A 15769-nucleotide genomic window follows, 5' to 3' on the forward strand; every position below is an offset into this window, starting at 1 on the left:
CCTCACATGAAGGAGTCGGCCAGGCGCGCCAGCCCTTCCAGGCTGCGCCTCCAGGGAGGGCGCGCGCGCCAGGCGGACAGGTCGACCTGCTCGGCATCGGCCAGGTATTCGTCCTCGATCGTGCGCATCCGCGCGACCACGCCGCGGTCGTAGCAGACCATGCCGACCTCGGCGTTGAGCGCGAACGAGCGGATGTCCAGGTTGATCGAGCCGATCAGGGCGATCGAATCGTCCACGCTCAGGTGCTTGGCGTGGAGGAAGCGCGGGTGGTACAGGGCGATGCGCACGCCGGCCTGCAGCAGTTCCTCGTAGTAGGAGTGCTGCGCCCAGGCGGTGAGCCGCTGGTTGTTGCTGGCCGACAGCACCAGTTGCACCTCCACCCCGGACAGCGCGGCGATGCGCAGCGAACCGACGGTGGCGTCGTCGGGCACGAAGTAGGGCGTGACCAGCACCAGCCGGTGCTGGGCCAGGTGGATCAGCGCGTTGACCGTGTCGCGGGCGTTGCCGAACGGATAGGCCGGGCCGCTGGGCAGCAGTTGCGCGGCCACGTCCTGCGCGTGCACCGGCCGCTGCGGCGAGACCTCCAGCGCCTGGCCGGTCTCCAGGTACCAGTCGCTGGCGAACACCGCCTCCAGGTGCGAGACCACCGGGCCGCGCACGCGGGCGACCAGCTCGCGGTTGGGGTGGCCGGGCACGAAGGCGTCGTCGGCCAGGTTCTGCGAGCCGATGTAGCCGACGTGGTCGTCGATGACCGCGACCTTGCGGTGGTTGCGCAGGTCCATGCGCCCGCTGCGGCGCCAGCGCAGGCCGCCGGGCAGCATCTGCTCCACCTCCACCCCGGCGGCGCGCAGCGGCCCGGCGAAGCGCCGGTAGCCGCGCTTGGCGCCCACCGCGTCCAGCAGCAGCCGGCAGCGCACCCCGCGCGCGGCGGCACGGGCCAGCGCGTCGGCGACCCGCGCGCCGGCGCCGTCGTCGAACATCAGGTAGTACAGCAGGTGCACGCGCTCGCGGGCGGCGTCGATGTCGGCCACCAGCGCGGCCAGCGAGGCGTCGTAGTCGTCCAGCAGGTCCACCGCGTTGCCGCGCACCGGCATGAAGTCGCCCAGGCGCTCGACCAGGGGCACCGCCTCGGCCGCCGGGCCGGTGGCCGGCGGGTGCCAGCGCAGCGCCTGCTGCGGCACCTGGCCCGTGCGCACGGCCTGCGAGGCCTGCGCCTGGCGCAGGATGCGCTGCCGCGACAGCCACGGATGGCCGAACAGCAGGTACAGCGGCAGGCCCAGCAGCGGCACGAAGCCGACCAGCAGCAGCCAACTGCGCGCGGCCGCCGGGGTGGTGCGGCTGGGGATCCACCACAGCGCGGCCAGCCGGATCAGCCAGTCCAGGACGAGCAGCGCGGTGCCGAACGACCAATCCGTCATGGGTGGGGCGGATGGAGGCGGAGGATGGGCGGATTCTGCGGGCAGCCGATGCCGGGCGCAAAGCCGGGCGGGCGGACTGCGGCGCGGCCACGCGGGCCGCCGGGTGCTTCGTATCGCGCCACGCCGGGCGATGTGCCTCGATGCGGGGTGGCGGCCCGGCGGGCACCGGGGGTCCCACCGGGGCGGGGGCCGCCGAACGGCATCCGCGGAAAAAGAAAGCCCGCCGGGTGGCGGGCTTTCCCAAGGCATTGGACGATTGGCCGTTCGGCGGCCGGACGGCCCTTCCCGCAAGACCGGAAGCCCCGGGGATGGCGCGGCGGCACGGGCGTTCGCAGGCGAACGCGCCGCTGCGTCACTTGATCTTGCCTTCCTTGTAGATCACGTGCTTGCGAACGACCGGATCGTACTTCTTGATCTCGATCTTGTTCGGCGTGTTCTTCTTGTTCTTGTCGGTCGTGTAGAAGTGGCCGGTGCCGGCCGAGGAGGTCAGGCGGATCTTGTCGCGCTTGGATGCCATGGTCGCTTACTCCTCAGATCTTCTCGCCGCGTGCACGCAGCTCGGCCAGGACGGTGTCGATGCCGTTCTTGTCGATGGTGCGCAGGGCGGCGGCGGAAACGCGCAGTTTCACCCAACGGTTCTCCGAGGCCACCCAGAAGCGGCGCTCGTGCAGGTTGGGGAGGAAACGGCGGCGGGTCTTGTTGTTGGCGTGCGAGACGTTGTTGCCGGTCTGCACGCCCTTGCCGGTGACTTGGCAAACTCGGGACATACGCACCTCGAAAGGTCTGGTTGTCGCCCATAGCCCGGGAGACGGCGGCCCCGCGACCGTGCCCGGGAAGGGACGCGGCGCACGCGATGCAGGAAGGGATCGACCGCGGTCGCGGCCCCGGATCGCGTTCCCGGGCCGCAGGATCCGGAAACGACCGGACGCAGCGAGCCGCGCATTATGCGGCCCCAAGTGACTGATTGCAACCGGATTCGGGGCCGCGCGCGGGTGCCGGCCCATGCAGGAGGCGGGCGTGGCCGGCGCCTGCATGCCTGGCCATCCCGGGCTTCGGCGCCGGGTCGCCGGCCATGCCCGGTTCCTACAAGGCGGCCTTGTCCCGCCGCCAGCCGCGGTGGCGGATGTCCAGGTGCAGGCTGTAGATCGCGGTGAAGGCCGGGAACAGGTTCTGCAGCACGCCCACCGAGTCCTGCTTGGCCGAGAACAGGAAGTAGCTCAGGGTCATCAGGCTGCCGAGCACGCTCATGTACCAGAACAGGCGCGGGATCACCGGCTTGCCGGCCCGGCGCGAGGCGACGAACTGCACCAGCCAGCGGCCGCCGAACATCAGCGCGCCCGTGTAGCCGATCAGCTTCCAGCCGGTGACGTGCAGGCCGGTCCAGAACAGCCAGCGGATCGGCTGGTCGAGCCAGTGCAGTTCCAGGTCCATCAGCGCTCCTCCACGTCCGTGCGGCGGCTGCGGGCGATCAGCCAGGACACGCCCAGCAGGTCGCGCACGCCGACCAGGGCGCGGCCCAGGTTGGTGTACTTGGACACGCCCGCGGTGCGCTGGCGGTGGTTCACCGGCACGCTCAGGGTCGTCCAGCCCGCGCGCTGGACCAGTGCCGGCAGGTAACGGTGCATGTGGTCGAAATAGGGCAGGTCGAGGAACACGGCGCGTTCGAACAGCTTGATCCCGCAGCCGGTGTCGGGGGTGTCGTCGCCCAGCAGGCGCGCGCGGATGCGGTTGGCCCAGCGGCTGGCCCGGCGCTTGGAGCCGGAGTCCCGCCGCTCCACCCGCCAGCCGGCCAGCAGCTTGACCTGCGGCGCGGCGGCGTCGCGGGCGGCCAGCAGTTTGGGGATGTCGGCCGGGTCGTTCTGGCCGTCGCCGTCCAGGGTGGCGACCCAGGGCGCGCGCGCGGCCTTGACCCCGTTGCGCACGGCGGTGCTCTGCCCGCTCCGGATCGCATGGTGCAGCACCCGCAGCTCCGGCACTTGCGCCTTCAGCGCCGCCAGCACCGGCAGTGAGTCGTCGCGCGAATGGTCGTCGACGCAGACGATCTCGAACGCCAGCCGGCCGCGCAGGGCGGCGAGGATCTCGCCGACCAGCGGGGCGACGTTGTCGCGCTCGTTGAAGACCGGGACGACGACGGACAACTGCGGTTGGTTCATGAGGGAGGGACGGAAGTGGAGGGCGCCGTGCATTCTCGCGCGGCCGGGTGATTGCCCGATAAAGGTGATTGCCCGATAAAGCATCGCACGCGGCGCTCGGACGAGGCCGCATCGGGGCGCCGCCGGCCGCGGTGCGCCCGGTGCGGGCACGGGACACGAGTCTAGGACCGCCCTGGTCGGCGAAATGTCGGAATCCCCCGCGCCGGGCGATGCGTGTGGGTGGGGACCGGGTGTGGCGATGCCTCCCGGGGGCCGGGAGCCTTCCGCGGGCGACTGGCCTGGGCGCAGTAGATGGTCGGCGGGCGGGCGCCGCCGCTCCCGCCGCTCAGCCCTGGCGGTTGCGCAGGCGTTCCAGCACGCCGTCCAGGGTGTCCAGGTCGGTGTAGTGGATCACCAGCCGGCCCTTGCCGCTGCGGGCGTGGGCGATGGCCACCTTCGCGCCCAGGCTCTCGGACAGTTCGGTCTCCAGCGAGGCGATGTCCGGCTGCTGCGGGCGCGCGGCCCTGGCCTTGCGCGCGCCGTTGCCGGCCGGCACCTTGCCGGCGGCGAACTGCTGGGCGCGATGCTCGACCTCGCGTACCGACCAGCCGTTCTCGGCGGCTTCGTGGGCCAGCTTGCCGGCCAGCTCCGGGGACAGGGTGAGCAGGGCGCGGGCGTGGCCCATCTCCAGCCGGCGCGCCTCGACCAGGGCGCGGATCGCCGGCGGCAGGTCGAGCAGGCGCAGCAGGTTGGACACCGCCGCGCGCGAACGGCCCACCGCGGCGGCGGCCTCGGCGTGGGTCAGGGAGAATTCGTCGATCAGCCGCTGCAGCGCCTGGGCCTCTTCCAGCGGGTTGAGGTCCTCGCGCTGGATGTTTTCGATCAGCGCCATGGCGATGACCGTGCGGTCGTCCAGCTCGCGCAGGACCACCGGCACCTCGGACAGGCCGGCCAGCTTGGAGGCGCGCCAGCGGCGCTCGCCGGCCACGATCTCGTAGCGGTCCTTGCCGATCTGGCGCACCACGATCGGCTGGATCACGCCCTGGGCCTGGATCGAGGCCGACAGCTCGTCCAGCTTGCCCGGGTCCATGTCGCGGCGCGGCTGGTACTTGCCCGGCTGCAGCCGCTCCACCGGCAGGGTGCGCATGACGTCGCCCGGCTGCGGCTGCTCCACCGCGGCCGGCGCCGCGGCGCCGGCCATGCCCTTGGGGCCGAGCAGGGCCTCCAGGCCCCTGCCCAGGCCGCGCTTCTTGGCCGCGCTCATCGGACCGCCTCCACCGGGCGCGGCGCGCGCTGGCGCTCGTGCTGGCGGCGGATGACCTCGCCGGCCAGGCCCAGGTAGGCCACGCCGCCGCGCGAGGCGCGGTCGTAGCCGACGATGCTCTGGCCGTGGCTGGGCGCCTCGGCCAGGCGCACGTTGCGCGGCACGATGGTGCGGAACACGCGCTCGCCGAAGTGCTCGGTCAGCTCGGCCGAGACCGCGTTGGCCAGGTTGTTGCGCACGTCGAACATGGTCCGCAGCACCCCTTCGATCTCCAGCGCCGGGTTCAGGTGCTGGCGCAGGGCGTCGATGGTCTCCATCAGCGCGCTCAGCCCTTCCAGCGCGTAGTACTCGCACTGCATGGGCACGATCACCGAGTCGGCGGCGGTCAGCGCGTTGAGGGTCAGCAGCGACAGCGCGGGCGGGCAGTCGACGATGATGAAGTCGTAGTCGCCGCGCAAAGGCTCCAGCGCGTCCTTGAGCTTCCGCTCGCGGCCGTCGACCTCCATCAGTTGGATCTCGGCGGCGGTCAGGTCGGTGTTGCCCGGCAGCAGGTCGAAGTCCTCGGCGGTGGAGACCACGGTGGAGCGCGCGTCGCGCTCGCCCAGCAGCACGTCGCAGGCCGAGGCCTCCAGCTCGCGCTTGTCCACGCCGCTGCCCATGGTCGCGTTGCCCTGGGCGTCCAGGTCCACCAGCAGCACGCGCTTGGGCGCGCGGGCCAGCGCGGCGGCCAGGTTGACGGCCGTGGTGGTCTTGCCTACGCCGCCTTTCTGGTTGGCGATGGCGATGATGCGGGCCATGCGGAATGCCTTGGGACGGGGACGCGCGGGGGTCCGGGACGGGCCATTATGCGGGTTTCACGCCGCCCGGCCCACCTCGACCAGGTGGCGCTCGGCCTCCAGGCCGGGCACGGACAGCGGATGCACGGCCAGCGCGGCCCAGCCGGTGGGCAGGGCCGCGATCTCCGCGGCCGGGTGCACGCCCTTCATCGCCAGCAGGCGCCCGCCGGGCGCGAGCAGGTGGCCGCCGACCGCGACGATGCCGGCCAGGGTGTCCAGGGCGCGGGCGGTGACCTGGGCGTAGGCGCCGGGTTCGTCCAGCGCCTCGGCGCGCGACTCGGCCACCCGCGCGTTGCCGAGCCGGAGCTGGCGCACCGCCTCGCGCAGGAAGCGGGCCTTCTTGCCGTTGCTCTCCACCAGGGAGACCTGCAGGTCCGGGCGCGCGATCGCCAGCGGGATGCCGGGCAGGCCGGGGCCGGTGCCCAGGTCGGCCAGGCGGCCCGGCCGGACATGGGGATGCATGGCCAGCGAGTCGAGCAGGTGGCGGGTGACCATCTCGTCCGGGTCGCGGATGGCGGTGAGGTTGTAGGTGCGGTTCCAGCGCAGCAGCAGGGCCAGGTAGTCGAGCAGCGGCGCGGCCAGGGCGCGGTCCAGGCCCAGCGCGTCCAGGCCATCGTCCAGGCGCTGGCGCAGGGCGTCGGAAAAGGCGGGGGCATCCATGCGGGCAGTATCGCCGATGCGGGAACCGGGGCGCTCGTCGTGCGTGGAGGCCGTGGCTTGGAAATGCCGCTCGAACGCGATGGCGTGCACGGCGAAACCGCGGCACGGTGGAAGGCATCGCGCCGAGGACATTCCCACAGGCCAACTTTTCGCTTCCTTGCCGGCGCCGGCTGCAGTCGGCGACAGGGCCGCGTCGCGGTCGCCGGCTACACCCGGCATCTACAAGTGCCGGCACATGCCGGGGCCATCCCTTCTCCAGGGACCGGCTCCAGCTTGGCGCCCGCCTGCGGCCGCCGCGGAGTCAGCGCGGGCGCCAGGCCAGGGCGGCGAGGTAGCCGGGCTGGGGAATCCATTCGCGCAACTGCCAGTGCGCGGGATCGCCCAGTTCCGGGTCGCAGGCCAGCAGGCGCAGCGGCGCGTGGTCGCGATCGTCCGTGTTGCCGAACTCCAGCCGGTGCAGGCCGAAGGCCAGGCCGCGGCCGTGCGCCTTCAGCAGCGCTTCCTTGGCGCACCACAGGCGCAGGAAGGCCGGTTCGCGGCGTTCCGGGGCCAGGGCCTGGAGGCGTTCGGCCTCGGCCGGGGCGAAGAAGCGCTCGGCCAGTTCCAGGGCGCGCGGGCGCGGGCGCAGGCGTTCCAGGTCCACGCCCAGGGTGACGCCGCGGCCCAGGGCCAGCAGCAGGCGCTCGCCGCTGTGGCTCCAGCCGGCATCGCGGTCGTCGAACGGCGCGCGCAGATGCGGCCGGCCGTGGTCGTCGCGCACCAGCGGCAGCGCGTCGGCGTCCTGGCCCAGCCAGCCGGCGAGCACGCCGCGCGCCTGCGGTTCGCCGCGGCGGCCGGGCACGTGCGGCAGGGCCTGGACCCGCACCGGGCCGAAACGCCAGGCGCCGGGCGCTTGAACGTCGCTCATCGGCGTCCTCCGCGGCGCCCGTATCGCGGGAACACGGCTCCTTCACGCGGGCACGGGTTTGATGGCTGCGTACGCTCCGGGAGTCGGAGCGGATTCCGTTGACCTGAGGAGGCGCACGGCATGGGCATCATCATCTGGTTGATCGTAGGCGGTATCGTCGGCTGGCTTGCCAGCCTGGTCATGAAGCGCGACGGGCAGCAGGGCATCCTGCTCAACATCGTGGTGGGCATCGTGGGGGCGCTGCTGGCCGGCTGGCTGTTCGGCGGCGGCATCAACGAGGCCATCACCATACGTACCTTCCTGTTCTCGTTGATCGGCGCGATCATTTTGCTGGCGATCGTGAACCTGTTCACCCGCGGCAAGGTGCGCTGAGGACCGACCGCCACGGTAGAGGCAACGAAGGCCCGGCCATGCCGGGCCTTCGCGTTTTCGGGGCCGTCAGCGGGCCAGTTCCACCCAGGCCGGGGCATGGTCGCTGGGGCGGTCCCAGGTCCGCGGCTCGCGGTCGATGCCGGCGGCCGCCACCTGCGGGCGCAGGGCCTCCGATACCAGGGTCAGGTCGATGCGCAGGCCCAGGTTGCGGCGGAACGCGGCCTGGCGGTAGTCCCACCAACTGAACACGCCGCCGTCGGCATGCAGCAGGCGGTAGCCGTCGTGCAGGCCCAGGCCGAGCAGGCCGCGCAGCGCGGTGCGCTCGGCGGCCGAGGTCAGGATGTGGCCCTCGTGCCACACCGCCGGGTCGTGCACGTCGCGCTCGTCCGGGGCGATGTTGAAGTCGCCCATCACCACCAGCCTCGGGTGCGCGCGGGCTTCCTCGGCCAGCCAGCGGTGCACCGCGGCCAGCCACTCCAGCTTCAGCGCGTACTTGTCGGTGCCCACGTCCTGGCCGTTGACCACGTACAGGTTGACGATGCGCACATCGCCCACCGTGGCGCTGATCGCGCGCCGGTGCTCGTGCTCGAAGCCGGGCACGCCGACCACCACGTCGCGCGGCTCCTCGCGCGCCAGGATCGCCACCCCGTTGTAGGTCTTCTGCCCGGAGAACACGCTGCGGTAGCCCAGCGCGGCCAGCGCGTCGTCGGGGAAGCGGTGGTCCTCCAGCTTGGTCTCCTGCAGGCCGACCACGTCCGGGGCGAAGCCGCGCAGCCACTGTTCCAGGTGCGGCAGGCGCACGTTGAGCGAATTGACGTTCCAGCTTGCGATTTTCATGGACGGAAGCGCTGCGGTGCGGGCCGCTAGCATAGCCGCCGGCCCGTGCCGCGGCGCGGATGCGCGGGCCGGTGCGGGAACCGGCGTCGGCGTGGCCGCACGCGCCGCGCGTGCCGGGTCTGCGGCCGCCGCATCGGTACAATCGCGCCATGAACCTTTCCCTGCGTCCTTACCTGGACAAGCTTCCCGCACTGGGCGAGCGCGTGTACGTGGACCCGGCCGCCACCGTCATCGGCGACGTCGAGCTGGGCGAGGACGCCTCGGTGTGGCCGGCCTGCGTGCTGCGCGGCGACGTCAATTTCATCCGTGTCGGCGCGCGCACCAACATCCAGGACGGCAGCATCGTCCACGTCAGCCACCACAGCCCGTACAACGCGGCCGGATACCCCACGCTGATCGGCGCGGACGTGACCGTCGGCCACGGCGCCATCGTCCACGCCTGCACCATCGAGGACCTGTGCCTGATCGGCATGGGCGCGCGCATCCTCGATGGCGCGACGGTGCGCAGGTACGGGTTCGTCGGCGCCGGCGCGGTGGTCGGGCCGGGCAAGACCGTCGGCGAGGCCGAGCTGTGGCTGGGCAGCCCGGCCCGCTTCGCGCGCCGGCTGACCGACCGGGAGATCGAGAGCCTGCATTACTCGGCCGCGCAGTACGTGCGGCTCAAGGACCGCTACCTGCAGGCGCCGGTGCCAGGCGGAACCTGACGGCGCCGCTAGCGCCGGTGCACGTTGGTGATCCGGCCGCCGTCGCGGAACCGCTGCAACTGTGCGGTGGAATACTGCAGGCTGTCGGTGGAGTAGTAGCCCGCGTCGCTGGCCTGCCGGCCGAGGTTGCGGCGGGCGCCCTCCAACCGGCTGTAGCCCACGCTGGGTACCTGCAGGGTGACGTCGTCCCCATCGACCGCCGTCACCCGCATCAGGCCCCAGGCGTGCCGCCCGAACCCGTCCGGCACCAGCGCCTGCAGGTCGACCGTGTAGACGTCGCCCACGTGCGGGCTGAGCAGCATCTGCGCGTCGCGGTGGCCGGAAAACCGGGTGCCGGCCAGCGCGGCCACCGCCACGATGGCGGCCACGCCCAGCAGCGCCAGGCCGCCGAAGCGGCGATGGATCGGGATCGGCACGCGCCCCAACTGGCGTTCGAACGATCCGCTGTCGTGGCGCCGGCCGCGTCCGCACACGGCACAGGCGGTGAAGTAGTTCTTTTCGGTGACCCAGGCAAACAGGTACCAGATGTGCGCGTAGCGGTAGTTGAGCAGGTGCCGGTACTCGCGCGGCGCCTGGCAGGTGCCGCAGTCGTGCGTGCCGGCCGCGCCGAGCTGCACGACGTCCCCGCCCGATCCCCAGACGATCATTCCATGATCTCCTCAAGTGGTGGTGCGCCTCGTCCATGAGTGAGGCCATGGCGATGGTAGGCCAGTTGCGTGGATGTTGCGAGGGGGGCGCGCGCTCACCGGGCGGGACCGCCGCGCGGGGCGGTCAGGGCGCGGTCGCCGCCTCCAGCGCGGCCAGGATGGACATCGCCTCGGCGCGGCTGGCGCCGCACATCTCCGGGCCGGGCCGCAGCGAGGCGCAGAACGCGGGCCGTTCGGGCCGGCCGAACAGGCGGCAGCGCAGCGACGGGTCCAGTTGCAGGCACGGCACGCCGGCGGGCTTGCCCTGCGGCATGCCGGGAATCGGCGAGGCGATCGACGGCGCCGTGCAGCAGGCCGCGCAGCCGGGCCGGCAGGCCGGGTCGCGGCCGGAAGGGGAGATGTCCACCCGGCGCAGTGTAGGGGCTGGCGCCGCGCCGCGCTGGGCAATCGCCGCGGCGGCGGCTACAGTCGCGCGCAGGTACGCAACGGGGAACGCATGCCGCCACAGGCAGCCAGCCGGCAGGAGCGCCGGCCGATGTCCGCCACCGCCATGGCGGCGCCGTCGCGCGCCGCCACGCCGGCCATGCTCGACACCTACCGCGAAGTGGTCACGCCCGAGGGCGTGGCCCTGCACCTGCCCGCCGCCGGGCCGGTGCCGCGGGCGCTGGCATGGGGCGTCGACCTGTTCGTGCGCATGGCGGTGCTGCTGGTGCTGTCGATGGTCCTGGGCATGCTCGGCGGGCTGGGCCAGGGCCTGTATCTGGTCGGGATGTTCCTGGTGGTATGGGGCTATCCCATCGTCTTCGAGGTGCTGTGGCGGGGGCAGACGCCGGGCAAGCGCGCGCTCGGCCTGCGGGTGGTCGCCGGCGATGGCGCGCCGGTGGGCTGGTTGCCGGCGATCGTGCGCAACCTGCTGCGCAGCGTGGACATGCTGCCGTTCGGCTACGCCGCCGGCCTGGTGGCCTGCCTGTGCGACCGCGACAGCCGCCGCCTGGGCGACCGGGTTGCCGATACGGTGGTGGTGCACGTATCGCCGCGGGTCGCGCACGCGCCGGTGCCCGGGGTGCCGCCGCTGGCGCCGGGGCAGCCGCTGCAGGCCGTCGAGCAGGCGGCCATCGTCGCCTTCGGCGAGCGTGCCGCCCTGCTGGCGCCGCCGCGCCAGGCGGAGCTGGCCGACCTGTTGCAGCCGCTCACCGGCGCCACCGGCGTGGAAGGCGTGCGCCGCCTGCTGGGCATCGCCAACGCATTGCTGGGGCGGCGATGAGGCAGGAACAGTTCATCGCCCGCCACCGGGCCGAGTGGGACGCATTCGAGCAATGGCTGCAGCGCCGAGGCGACGGCCCGTCGCGCACGCGCACCGCCGCCACCGGCGCGGTGCCCGACGATGAAATCCCCGCGCGCTATCGCCGCCTGTGCCAGCAACTGGCGCTGGCCCGCCGCCGCGGCTACAGCCCGCCGCTGCTGGAGCGCCTGCAGCAACTGATGCACGGCGGCCACGCGGCGCTCTACCGTGCGCCGCCGCCGCGCTGGCGGCGCATGCTGGACTTCCTGGTCGCCGGCTTCCCGCTGCTCGTGCGCCGCCAGGGCAGGGTGATGTGGGCCTCGGCGGCGCTGTTCGCGCTGCCGCTGGCGGGCGTGTTCCTGGCGCTGCAATGGCGGCCGGAACTGATCCACCACATGCTGGACCCGGCCCAGGTCGCGCAGTTCGAGCGCATGTACGACCCGGCCGACCCACGGCAGACGCTGGGCCGCGAGAGCGGCGGCGACTGGCAGATGTTCGGCCACTACGTGATGAACAACATCAGCATCGGCCTGCGCACGTTCGCCGGCGGCCTGCTGGCGGGAGTGGGCACGATCGCGGTGCTGATCGCCAACGGCGTGAGCATCGGCGCGGTGGCCGGGCATCTGCAGGCAGTGGGCCACGGCGATCCGTTCTGGCGCTTCGTCGCCGGGCATGCGCCGCTGGAGCTGACCGCGATCGTCATCGCCGGCGGCGCCGGCCTGCGCCTGGGCCTGGACCTGGTCGCCCCGGGCAACCGCCGCCGCCGCGATGCGCTGGTGGACGCCGGCCGGATCGGCGCGCGGCTGTGCCTGGGAGTGGCGGCGATGCTGCTGCTGGCCGCCTTCGTCGAGGCGTTCTGGTCCTCGACCCAGTCGATCCCGGCGTGGATCAAGTTCACCGTCTCGGGCGTGCTGTGGGCGCTGGTGCTGGGCTGGCTGTGGCGCGGCGGGCATGGCGCGGTGGAGGACGGCGATGCGGCCTGAGGACCTGCAGGTCAACCTGCGCCCGCGTTCGTCGTGGGAGGCGATGGAACTGGGCGCGGCGCTGCTGCGGCGGCATGCCGGTGCGGTCTGGCGGCCATGGCTGCTGGCGACCCTGGCCGCCTTCGCGCTGGCCAACGCCGCCGCGTGGCGGCTGGGCCAGCCGTGGCTGGCGGGCCTGCTGCTGTGGTGGCTGAAGCCGGCATTCGAACGCATCGTGCTGTACGTGCTCTCGCGCGCGGTGTTCGGCCGGGCGCCGGGCACCGGCGAGGCGCTGCGCGCGCAGTGGCGCTTCGGCGCCGGGATGCTGCCGGCCTACCTGACCTGGCGGCGCCTGGGACCCGCACGCTCGCTGCTGATGCCGGTGGACCTGCTGGAAGGCAATGCGCGGGCGAAACGCCGCGCACGCCGCGCGGTGCTGGGCGGCCCGGCCTATGCGCAGGCCTCGGTGCTGACCCTGGTGTGCGCGAATTTCGAGCTGGCGCTGCTGCTGGGCTGCGTGGCGGCCGTGTACCTGTTCGTCCCGGCCGAGCATCTGTCCGGCGCGCTGCACGCCTCATGGGACGTGCTGCGCGCGGGGCCGCCGACCTGGGTGGGGGTGGCGGCGAACGCGGCCGCGTGGGTGGCGGCCATGGCGATCGGCCCGTTCTACGTGGCGGCCGGTTTCGGCCTGTACCTCAACCGCCGCAGCCAGAGCGAGGCCTGGGACGTGGAACTGGCGTTCCGGCGCCTGCGCGAGCGGCTGCTGGCGCGTGCCGCTCCCCTGCTGCTGGCGCTGGCGGCCGGCCTGCCGCTGTTGGCGCCGGCCCCGGCCGCCGCGCAGCAGGCACCGGCGCCGGGTGCGGCGCCCGCCGGCGAGGACGGCAAGCAGGCGCCCGCCGCCGCCGTCCCGGGCGATGCGGGGAACGCCACCCTGCCGGCCGTGTTCGGCCAGTCGCTGCAGGACGATGCGCGGTTCCGCGCCGCCGCCGCCCGTGCCTACGAGGACCCGCTGATCGGCGGCCGCCGCACCCTGGTGGAGTGGCGGCCGAAGGTGCCGTCGGCGCAGAAGGGCCGCGACCTGCCGGCCTGGCTGGAAGCGGCGGCCAGGCGGGCCGCGCGGGTGGCCGAATGGGGCCTGTGGCTGTTGCTTGCCGTGCTGCTGCTGGTGATCGCGCTGACCGCGCCGCGGTGGCTGCCATGGTTTCGCGGCGGCGTGCGCCGCCCGCGCCGCGCGGCCGCGCCCGACCCGGACAGCCAGGCGCTGGCCCTGCCGCAGACCTTGCCCGACGACATCGCCGCGACCGTGCGCCGGCTCTGGCGCCAGGGCCGGCAGCGCCCGGCGCTGGCCCTGCTGTACCGCGCCAGCGTCGAGGCGATGGCCGCGCGGGTCCGGGCCACGCTGCCGCCGGGCGCGACCGAAGCGCACTGCCTGCGCGTTTCGCGGCAACTGCAGGACGAGGCGGCGTGCACCCTGTTCTCGCGGACGGTGCGGGTGTGGCAGTACGCGGCCTATGCCGGGCGCCTGCCGGACGAGGCCGGCTTCGAGGCGCTGCTGGCGCAGTCGCAGGCGCAATGGGGATGGGCGTCATGAGCGCGGCGCGGCGCTGGCTGCTGGTGGGCGTGGCCGTGGCGGTGCTGGCCGGCGCGGTCGCGGCGATGGTCGCCGGGTTCGTGCGCACGCACGAGCGGATGGAGCGCGAAGTGCCGCTGCCGCCGCGCGGCGAGGCGGTGGGCAACCCGCTGTACGCATTGCGCCAGACCCTGCGCGCCGACGGCATCGATGCGCACTCGCGGCTGCGCCTGCAGCCGGAGACGTTCGCCGATGCGCCCGGCGATACCGTGCTGCTGCACGGCGACCCTTCGCTGCTGACGCCGGACCAGGTCGAGGCGCTGCTGGCCTGGGTGGCGCGCGGCGGGCACCTGCTGCTGCGCACCCCGCCGGCGCGGCTGGACGGGTCCGATGCGCCGCCGCCGATGCTGCGCCGCCTGGGCGTCGGGGGCAAGCTGCTGGGCAGCGGCTGCGAGCCGCTGCAGGTCCAGGGCCAGCCCAGCCACGTCGAATTCTGTCGCGGCCGCCGCTTCGAGCTGGCCGGGCACGCGGCCGCGCGCCTGCGCTGGGGCGACGGGAAGCGCGGCTACGCCTATGCGCGGCTGGTCCGCGGCCGCGGCACGGTGGACCTGCTGGCCGACTTCGATTTCCTCGACAACGAGTCGCTGGGCGAGGTGCCGCACCAGGCCCTGGCGCGCCAGGTGCTGGCCCCCAACTACGGCCGCGGCCGCGTGCACCTGGTGCATGGCGGGCGGCCGGTGTCGTTCTGGCGCGACCTGGCCCGGCGGGCCTGGCCGGCCTGGGGGCCGCTGGCGCTGCTGCTGGCGGCCTGGCTGTGGCGCCGCGGCCAGCGCTTCGGCCCGTGGCTGCCCTCCCCGGCGCCCGGGCGCCGCTCGCTGCTGGAGCACGTGCGTGCCAGCGGCGAACTGCTGCATCGCTATGGCCAGGCGCCGCTGCTGCACGCGGCCGTGCGCGACGCGTTCCTGGCGCGCCTGCAGCGCCGCGCGCCCGCCGCCGCCGCGCTGGCCGGCGATGCCCGCGTGGCCGCCATCGCCACGCGCCTGCAACTGCCGCACATGACCGTGCGCGATGCGCTCGCCGCGCCCGAACCCCGCGACCGCCACGCCTTCTTCGCCCGCGTGCGCACCCTGATCCAGATGAGGAACCGGCTATGACCGATACCGCTGCCCCCCTGCCGCCGATCGCCGGCGACCGCCTGGCCGAACGCGCCGCCGCCGTCCGCAACGAAGTGGCCAAGGCGTTCATCGGCCAGGAGGAGGTGCTCGACCAGATCCTGATCGCCCTGCTGGCCGGCGGACACGTGCTGATCGAGGGCGTGCCCGGGCTGGGCAAGACCTTGCTGGTGCGGGCGCTGGGACAGGCGCTGGAACTGGAGTACGCGCGCGTCCAGTTCACCCCGGACCTGATGCCCAGCGACATCAGCGGCCACGCCGTGTACGACCCGAAGACCGAGAGCTTCAAGATCCGCCGCGGCCCGGTGTTCACCCACCTGCTGCTGGCCGACGAGATCAACCGCGCCCCGGCCAAGACCCAGTCGGCGCTGCTGGAAGTGATGCAGGAGGGGCAGGTGACCATCGAGGGCCGGGCCTTTGTCCTGCCGCCGCCGTTCATGGCCCTGGCCACCCAGAACCCGGTCGAGCAGGAGGGCACCTACCCGCTGCCGGAAGCGCAACTGGACCGTTTCCTGCTGAAGGTGCTGATCGGCTACCCGAGGCCGGAGGACGAGGCGCGCATGGTCGCGCAGATCACCGGCGGCCGCGGCGGCGGCGATTTCGAACTGTCGCAGGTGCGGCGCGTGCTGGGCGCGCCCGAGCTGGCGGCGATGCAGCGCGGCGTGGCCCAGGTCGCGGTGGACCCGGCGGTGGTCGACTACGCGGTGCGCATCGCCACCGCGACCCGGCGCTGGCCGGGCATCGCCCTGGGGGCGGGGCCGCGCGGCAGCATCGCCCTGGTCCGCGCCGCGCGCGCGCAGGCGGTGCTGGGCGGGCGCGACTTCGCCACCCCGGACGACGTGCGCACGGTCGCGTTGCCGGCATTGCGCCACCGCATCGCGCTGGCGCCGGAACTGCAGATCGACGGGCAGTCGCCGGACGACGTGCTGCGCGCGCTGCTGGCCCGGGTGGAGGCGCCGCGGCAGTGAGCGGATCGCGGGCGATGGCCGCTGCGCAAGGCAGGCCG

General features: G+C 73.6%; 19 protein-coding genes. 7 read left to right on the forward strand and 12 right to left on the reverse strand.

Annotation, left to right across the window (positions count from 1 at the left end):
- Positions 1–2 precede the first annotated feature (2 nt).
- The 9 genes from cls to HNR76_RS12885 form a co-directional block, all read right to left on the reverse strand.
- Entirely contained in the window at positions 3–1418 is a 1416-nt protein-coding gene (gene cls / locus HNR76_RS12845; RefSeq protein WP_162311502.1) for a cardiolipin synthase, read from the reverse strand.
- 352 nt (positions 1419–1770) lie between these two features.
- Positions 1771–1935: a 50S ribosomal protein L33 gene (gene rpmG / locus HNR76_RS12850; protein ID WP_162311503.1), complete on the reverse strand. Its 165-nt coding sequence runs from the start codon at positions 1933–1935 to the stop codon at positions 1771–1773.
- Between the two features lie 13 nt (positions 1936–1948).
- Positions 1949–2185 carry a 50S ribosomal protein L28 gene (gene rpmB / locus HNR76_RS12855; RefSeq protein WP_162311504.1) on the reverse strand — a complete coding sequence of 79 codons (237 nt, stop codon included), beginning with the start codon at positions 2183–2185 and terminating at the stop codon, positions 1949–1951.
- Between the two features lie 316 nt (positions 2186–2501).
- Entirely contained in the window at positions 2502–2849 is a 348-nt protein-coding gene (locus HNR76_RS12860) for a lipid-A-disaccharide synthase N-terminal domain-containing protein (protein ID WP_162311505.1), read from the reverse strand.
- On the reverse strand, positions 2849–3571 hold the full coding sequence (locus HNR76_RS12865; protein ID WP_162311506.1) for a glycosyltransferase family 2 protein: 723 nt from the start codon (positions 3569–3571) through the stop codon (positions 2849–2851). The genes HNR76_RS12860 and HNR76_RS12865 overlap by 1 nt, the downstream gene beginning before the upstream one ends.
- Before the next feature lie 325 nt (positions 3572–3896).
- A complete protein-coding gene (locus HNR76_RS12870; RefSeq protein ID WP_162311507.1) occupies positions 3897–4814 on the reverse strand; it encodes a ParB/RepB/Spo0J family partition protein in 918 nt (305 codons plus the stop codon).
- Positions 4811–5611, reverse strand: a complete 801-nt coding sequence (locus HNR76_RS12875) for a ParA family protein (protein WP_162311508.1) — start codon at positions 5609–5611, stop codon at positions 4811–4813. The genes HNR76_RS12870 and HNR76_RS12875 overlap by 4 nt, the downstream gene beginning before the upstream one ends.
- 57 nt (positions 5612–5668) lie before the next feature.
- On the reverse strand, positions 5669–6310 hold the full coding sequence (rsmG, locus tag HNR76_RS12880) for a 16S rRNA (guanine(527)-N(7))-methyltransferase RsmG (protein WP_162311509.1): 642 nt from the start codon (positions 6308–6310) through the stop codon (positions 5669–5671).
- A 301-nt stretch (positions 6311–6611) separates the two neighbouring features.
- On the reverse strand, positions 6612–7217 hold the full coding sequence (locus tag HNR76_RS12885) for a 4'-phosphopantetheinyl transferase family protein (RefSeq protein ID WP_162311510.1): 606 nt from the start codon (positions 7215–7217) through the stop codon (positions 6612–6614).
- 120 nt (positions 7218–7337) lie between these two features.
- On the opposite strand from HNR76_RS12885, the gene HNR76_RS12890 reads away from it, so the two are divergent.
- Positions 7338–7589: a GlsB/YeaQ/YmgE family stress response membrane protein gene (locus HNR76_RS12890; protein WP_162311511.1), complete on the forward strand. Its 252-nt coding sequence runs from the start codon at positions 7338–7340 to the stop codon at positions 7587–7589.
- Between the two features lie 66 nt (positions 7590–7655).
- On the opposite strand, the gene xth is transcribed toward HNR76_RS12890, so the two are convergent.
- Positions 7656–8426 carry an exodeoxyribonuclease III gene (gene xth / locus HNR76_RS12895; RefSeq protein WP_162311512.1) on the reverse strand — a complete coding sequence of 257 codons (771 nt, stop codon included), beginning with the start codon at positions 8424–8426 and terminating at the stop codon, positions 7656–7658.
- Between the two features lie 149 nt (positions 8427–8575).
- On the opposite strand from xth, the gene HNR76_RS12900 reads away from it, so the two are divergent.
- A complete protein-coding gene (locus HNR76_RS12900) occupies positions 8576–9130 on the forward strand; it encodes a gamma carbonic anhydrase family protein (RefSeq protein ID WP_162311513.1) in 555 nt (184 codons plus the stop codon).
- An 8-nt stretch (positions 9131–9138) separates the two neighbouring features.
- On the opposite strand, the gene HNR76_RS12905 is transcribed toward HNR76_RS12900, so the two are convergent.
- Together HNR76_RS12905 and HNR76_RS12910 are read right to left on the reverse strand one after the other, a co-directional pair.
- Positions 9139–9777, reverse strand: coding sequence for a hypothetical protein (locus HNR76_RS12905; RefSeq protein ID WP_162311514.1), 639 nt, complete (start codon positions 9775–9777; stop codon positions 9139–9141).
- A 124-nt stretch (positions 9778–9901) separates the two neighbouring features.
- Positions 9902–10183, reverse strand: a complete 282-nt coding sequence (locus HNR76_RS12910; protein ID WP_249065683.1) for a YkgJ family cysteine cluster protein — start codon at positions 10181–10183, stop codon at positions 9902–9904.
- A gap of 144 nt (positions 10184–10327) precedes the next feature.
- Between HNR76_RS12910 and HNR76_RS12915 the strand changes: the two genes are divergently transcribed.
- Genes HNR76_RS12915 through HNR76_RS12935 form a run of 5 tightly spaced genes read left to right on the forward strand, consistent with a single transcriptional unit; the run spans position 10328 to position 15731 of the window.
- Entirely contained in the window at positions 10328–11041 is a 714-nt protein-coding gene (locus HNR76_RS12915; protein WP_425501812.1) for an RDD family protein, read from the forward strand.
- Positions 11038–12042, forward strand: coding sequence for a stage II sporulation protein M (locus tag HNR76_RS12920; protein WP_162311516.1), 1005 nt, complete (start codon positions 11038–11040; stop codon positions 12040–12042). Before HNR76_RS12915 ends, HNR76_RS12920 begins: the two co-directional genes overlap by 4 nt.
- Positions 12032–13612 (forward strand): DUF4129 domain-containing protein, encoded by a 1581-nt coding sequence (locus HNR76_RS12925; protein ID WP_162311517.1) that lies wholly within the window; start codon positions 12032–12034, stop codon positions 13610–13612. The genes HNR76_RS12920 and HNR76_RS12925 overlap by 11 nt, the downstream gene beginning before the upstream one ends.
- Positions 13609–14745 (forward strand): DUF4350 domain-containing protein, encoded by a 1137-nt coding sequence (locus tag HNR76_RS12930; RefSeq protein WP_162311518.1) that lies wholly within the window; start codon positions 13609–13611, stop codon positions 14743–14745. Before HNR76_RS12925 ends, HNR76_RS12930 begins: the two co-directional genes overlap by 4 nt.
- Complete coding sequence (locus HNR76_RS12935; RefSeq protein WP_162311519.1) at positions 14742–15731, forward strand: AAA family ATPase; 990 nt, start codon at positions 14742–14744, stop codon at positions 15729–15731. The genes HNR76_RS12930 and HNR76_RS12935 overlap by 4 nt, the downstream gene beginning before the upstream one ends.
- Positions 15732–15769: the final 38 nt, after the last annotated feature.

Source organism: Pseudoxanthomonas broegbernensis, from assembly GCF_014202435.1.
Taxonomy (GTDB): domain Bacteria; phylum Pseudomonadota; class Gammaproteobacteria; order Xanthomonadales; family Xanthomonadaceae; genus Pseudoxanthomonas; species Pseudoxanthomonas broegbernensis.

Bases quoted from the DNA above. Each gene is read 5' to 3' on its own strand.
- HNR76_RS12920 (WP_162311516.1), top strand. From the start codon at position 11,038: ATGAGGCAGGAACAGTTCATCGCCCGCCACCGGGCCGAGTGGGACGCA.
- rsmG (WP_162311509.1), bottom strand. From the start codon at position 6,310: ATGGATGCCCCCGCCTTTTCCGACGCCCTGCGCCAGCGCCTGGACGAT.
- HNR76_RS12890 (WP_162311511.1), top strand. From the start codon at position 7,338: ATGGGCATCATCATCTGGTTGATCGTAGGCGGTATCGTCGGCTGGCTT.
- HNR76_RS12930 (WP_162311518.1), top strand. From the start codon at position 13,609: ATGAGCGCGGCGCGGCGCTGGCTGCTGGTGGGCGTGGCCGTGGCGGTG.
- HNR76_RS12935 (WP_162311519.1), top strand. From the start codon at position 14,742: ATGACCGATACCGCTGCCCCCCTGCCGCCGATCGCCGGCGACCGCCTG.
- HNR76_RS12870 (WP_162311507.1), bottom strand. From the start codon at position 4,814: ATGAGCGCGGCCAAGAAGCGCGGCCTGGGCAGGGGCCTGGAGGCCCTG.
- HNR76_RS12865 (WP_162311506.1), bottom strand. From the start codon at position 3,571: ATGAACCAACCGCAGTTGTCCGTCGTCGTCCCGGTCTTCAACGAGCGC.
- HNR76_RS12905 (WP_162311514.1), bottom strand. From the start codon at position 9,777: ATGATCGTCTGGGGATCGGGCGGGGACGTCGTGCAGCTCGGCGCGGCC.
- HNR76_RS12900 (WP_162311513.1), top strand. From the start codon at position 8,576: ATGAACCTTTCCCTGCGTCCTTACCTGGACAAGCTTCCCGCACTGGGC.
- rpmG (WP_162311503.1), bottom strand. From the start codon at position 1,935: ATGGCATCCAAGCGCGACAAGATCCGCCTGACCTCCTCGGCCGGCACC.
- HNR76_RS12875 (WP_162311508.1), bottom strand. From the start codon at position 5,611: ATGGCCCGCATCATCGCCATCGCCAACCAGAAAGGCGGCGTAGGCAAG.
- HNR76_RS12925 (WP_162311517.1), top strand. From the start codon at position 12,032: ATGCGGCCTGAGGACCTGCAGGTCAACCTGCGCCCGCGTTCGTCGTGG.
- HNR76_RS12860 (WP_162311505.1), bottom strand. From the start codon at position 2,849: ATGGACCTGGAACTGCACTGGCTCGACCAGCCGATCCGCTGGCTGTTC.
- HNR76_RS12915 (WP_425501812.1), top strand. From the start codon at position 10,328: ATGGCGGCGCCGTCGCGCGCCGCCACGCCGGCCATGCTCGACACCTAC.
- cls (WP_162311502.1), bottom strand. From the start codon at position 1,418: ATGACGGATTGGTCGTTCGGCACCGCGCTGCTCGTCCTGGACTGGCTG.
- HNR76_RS12885 (WP_162311510.1), bottom strand. From the start codon at position 7,217: ATGAGCGACGTTCAAGCGCCCGGCGCCTGGCGTTTCGGCCCGGTGCGG.
- rpmB (WP_162311504.1), bottom strand. From the start codon at position 2,185: ATGTCCCGAGTTTGCCAAGTCACCGGCAAGGGCGTGCAGACCGGCAAC.
- xth (WP_162311512.1), bottom strand. From the start codon at position 8,426: ATGAAAATCGCAAGCTGGAACGTCAATTCGCTCAACGTGCGCCTGCCG.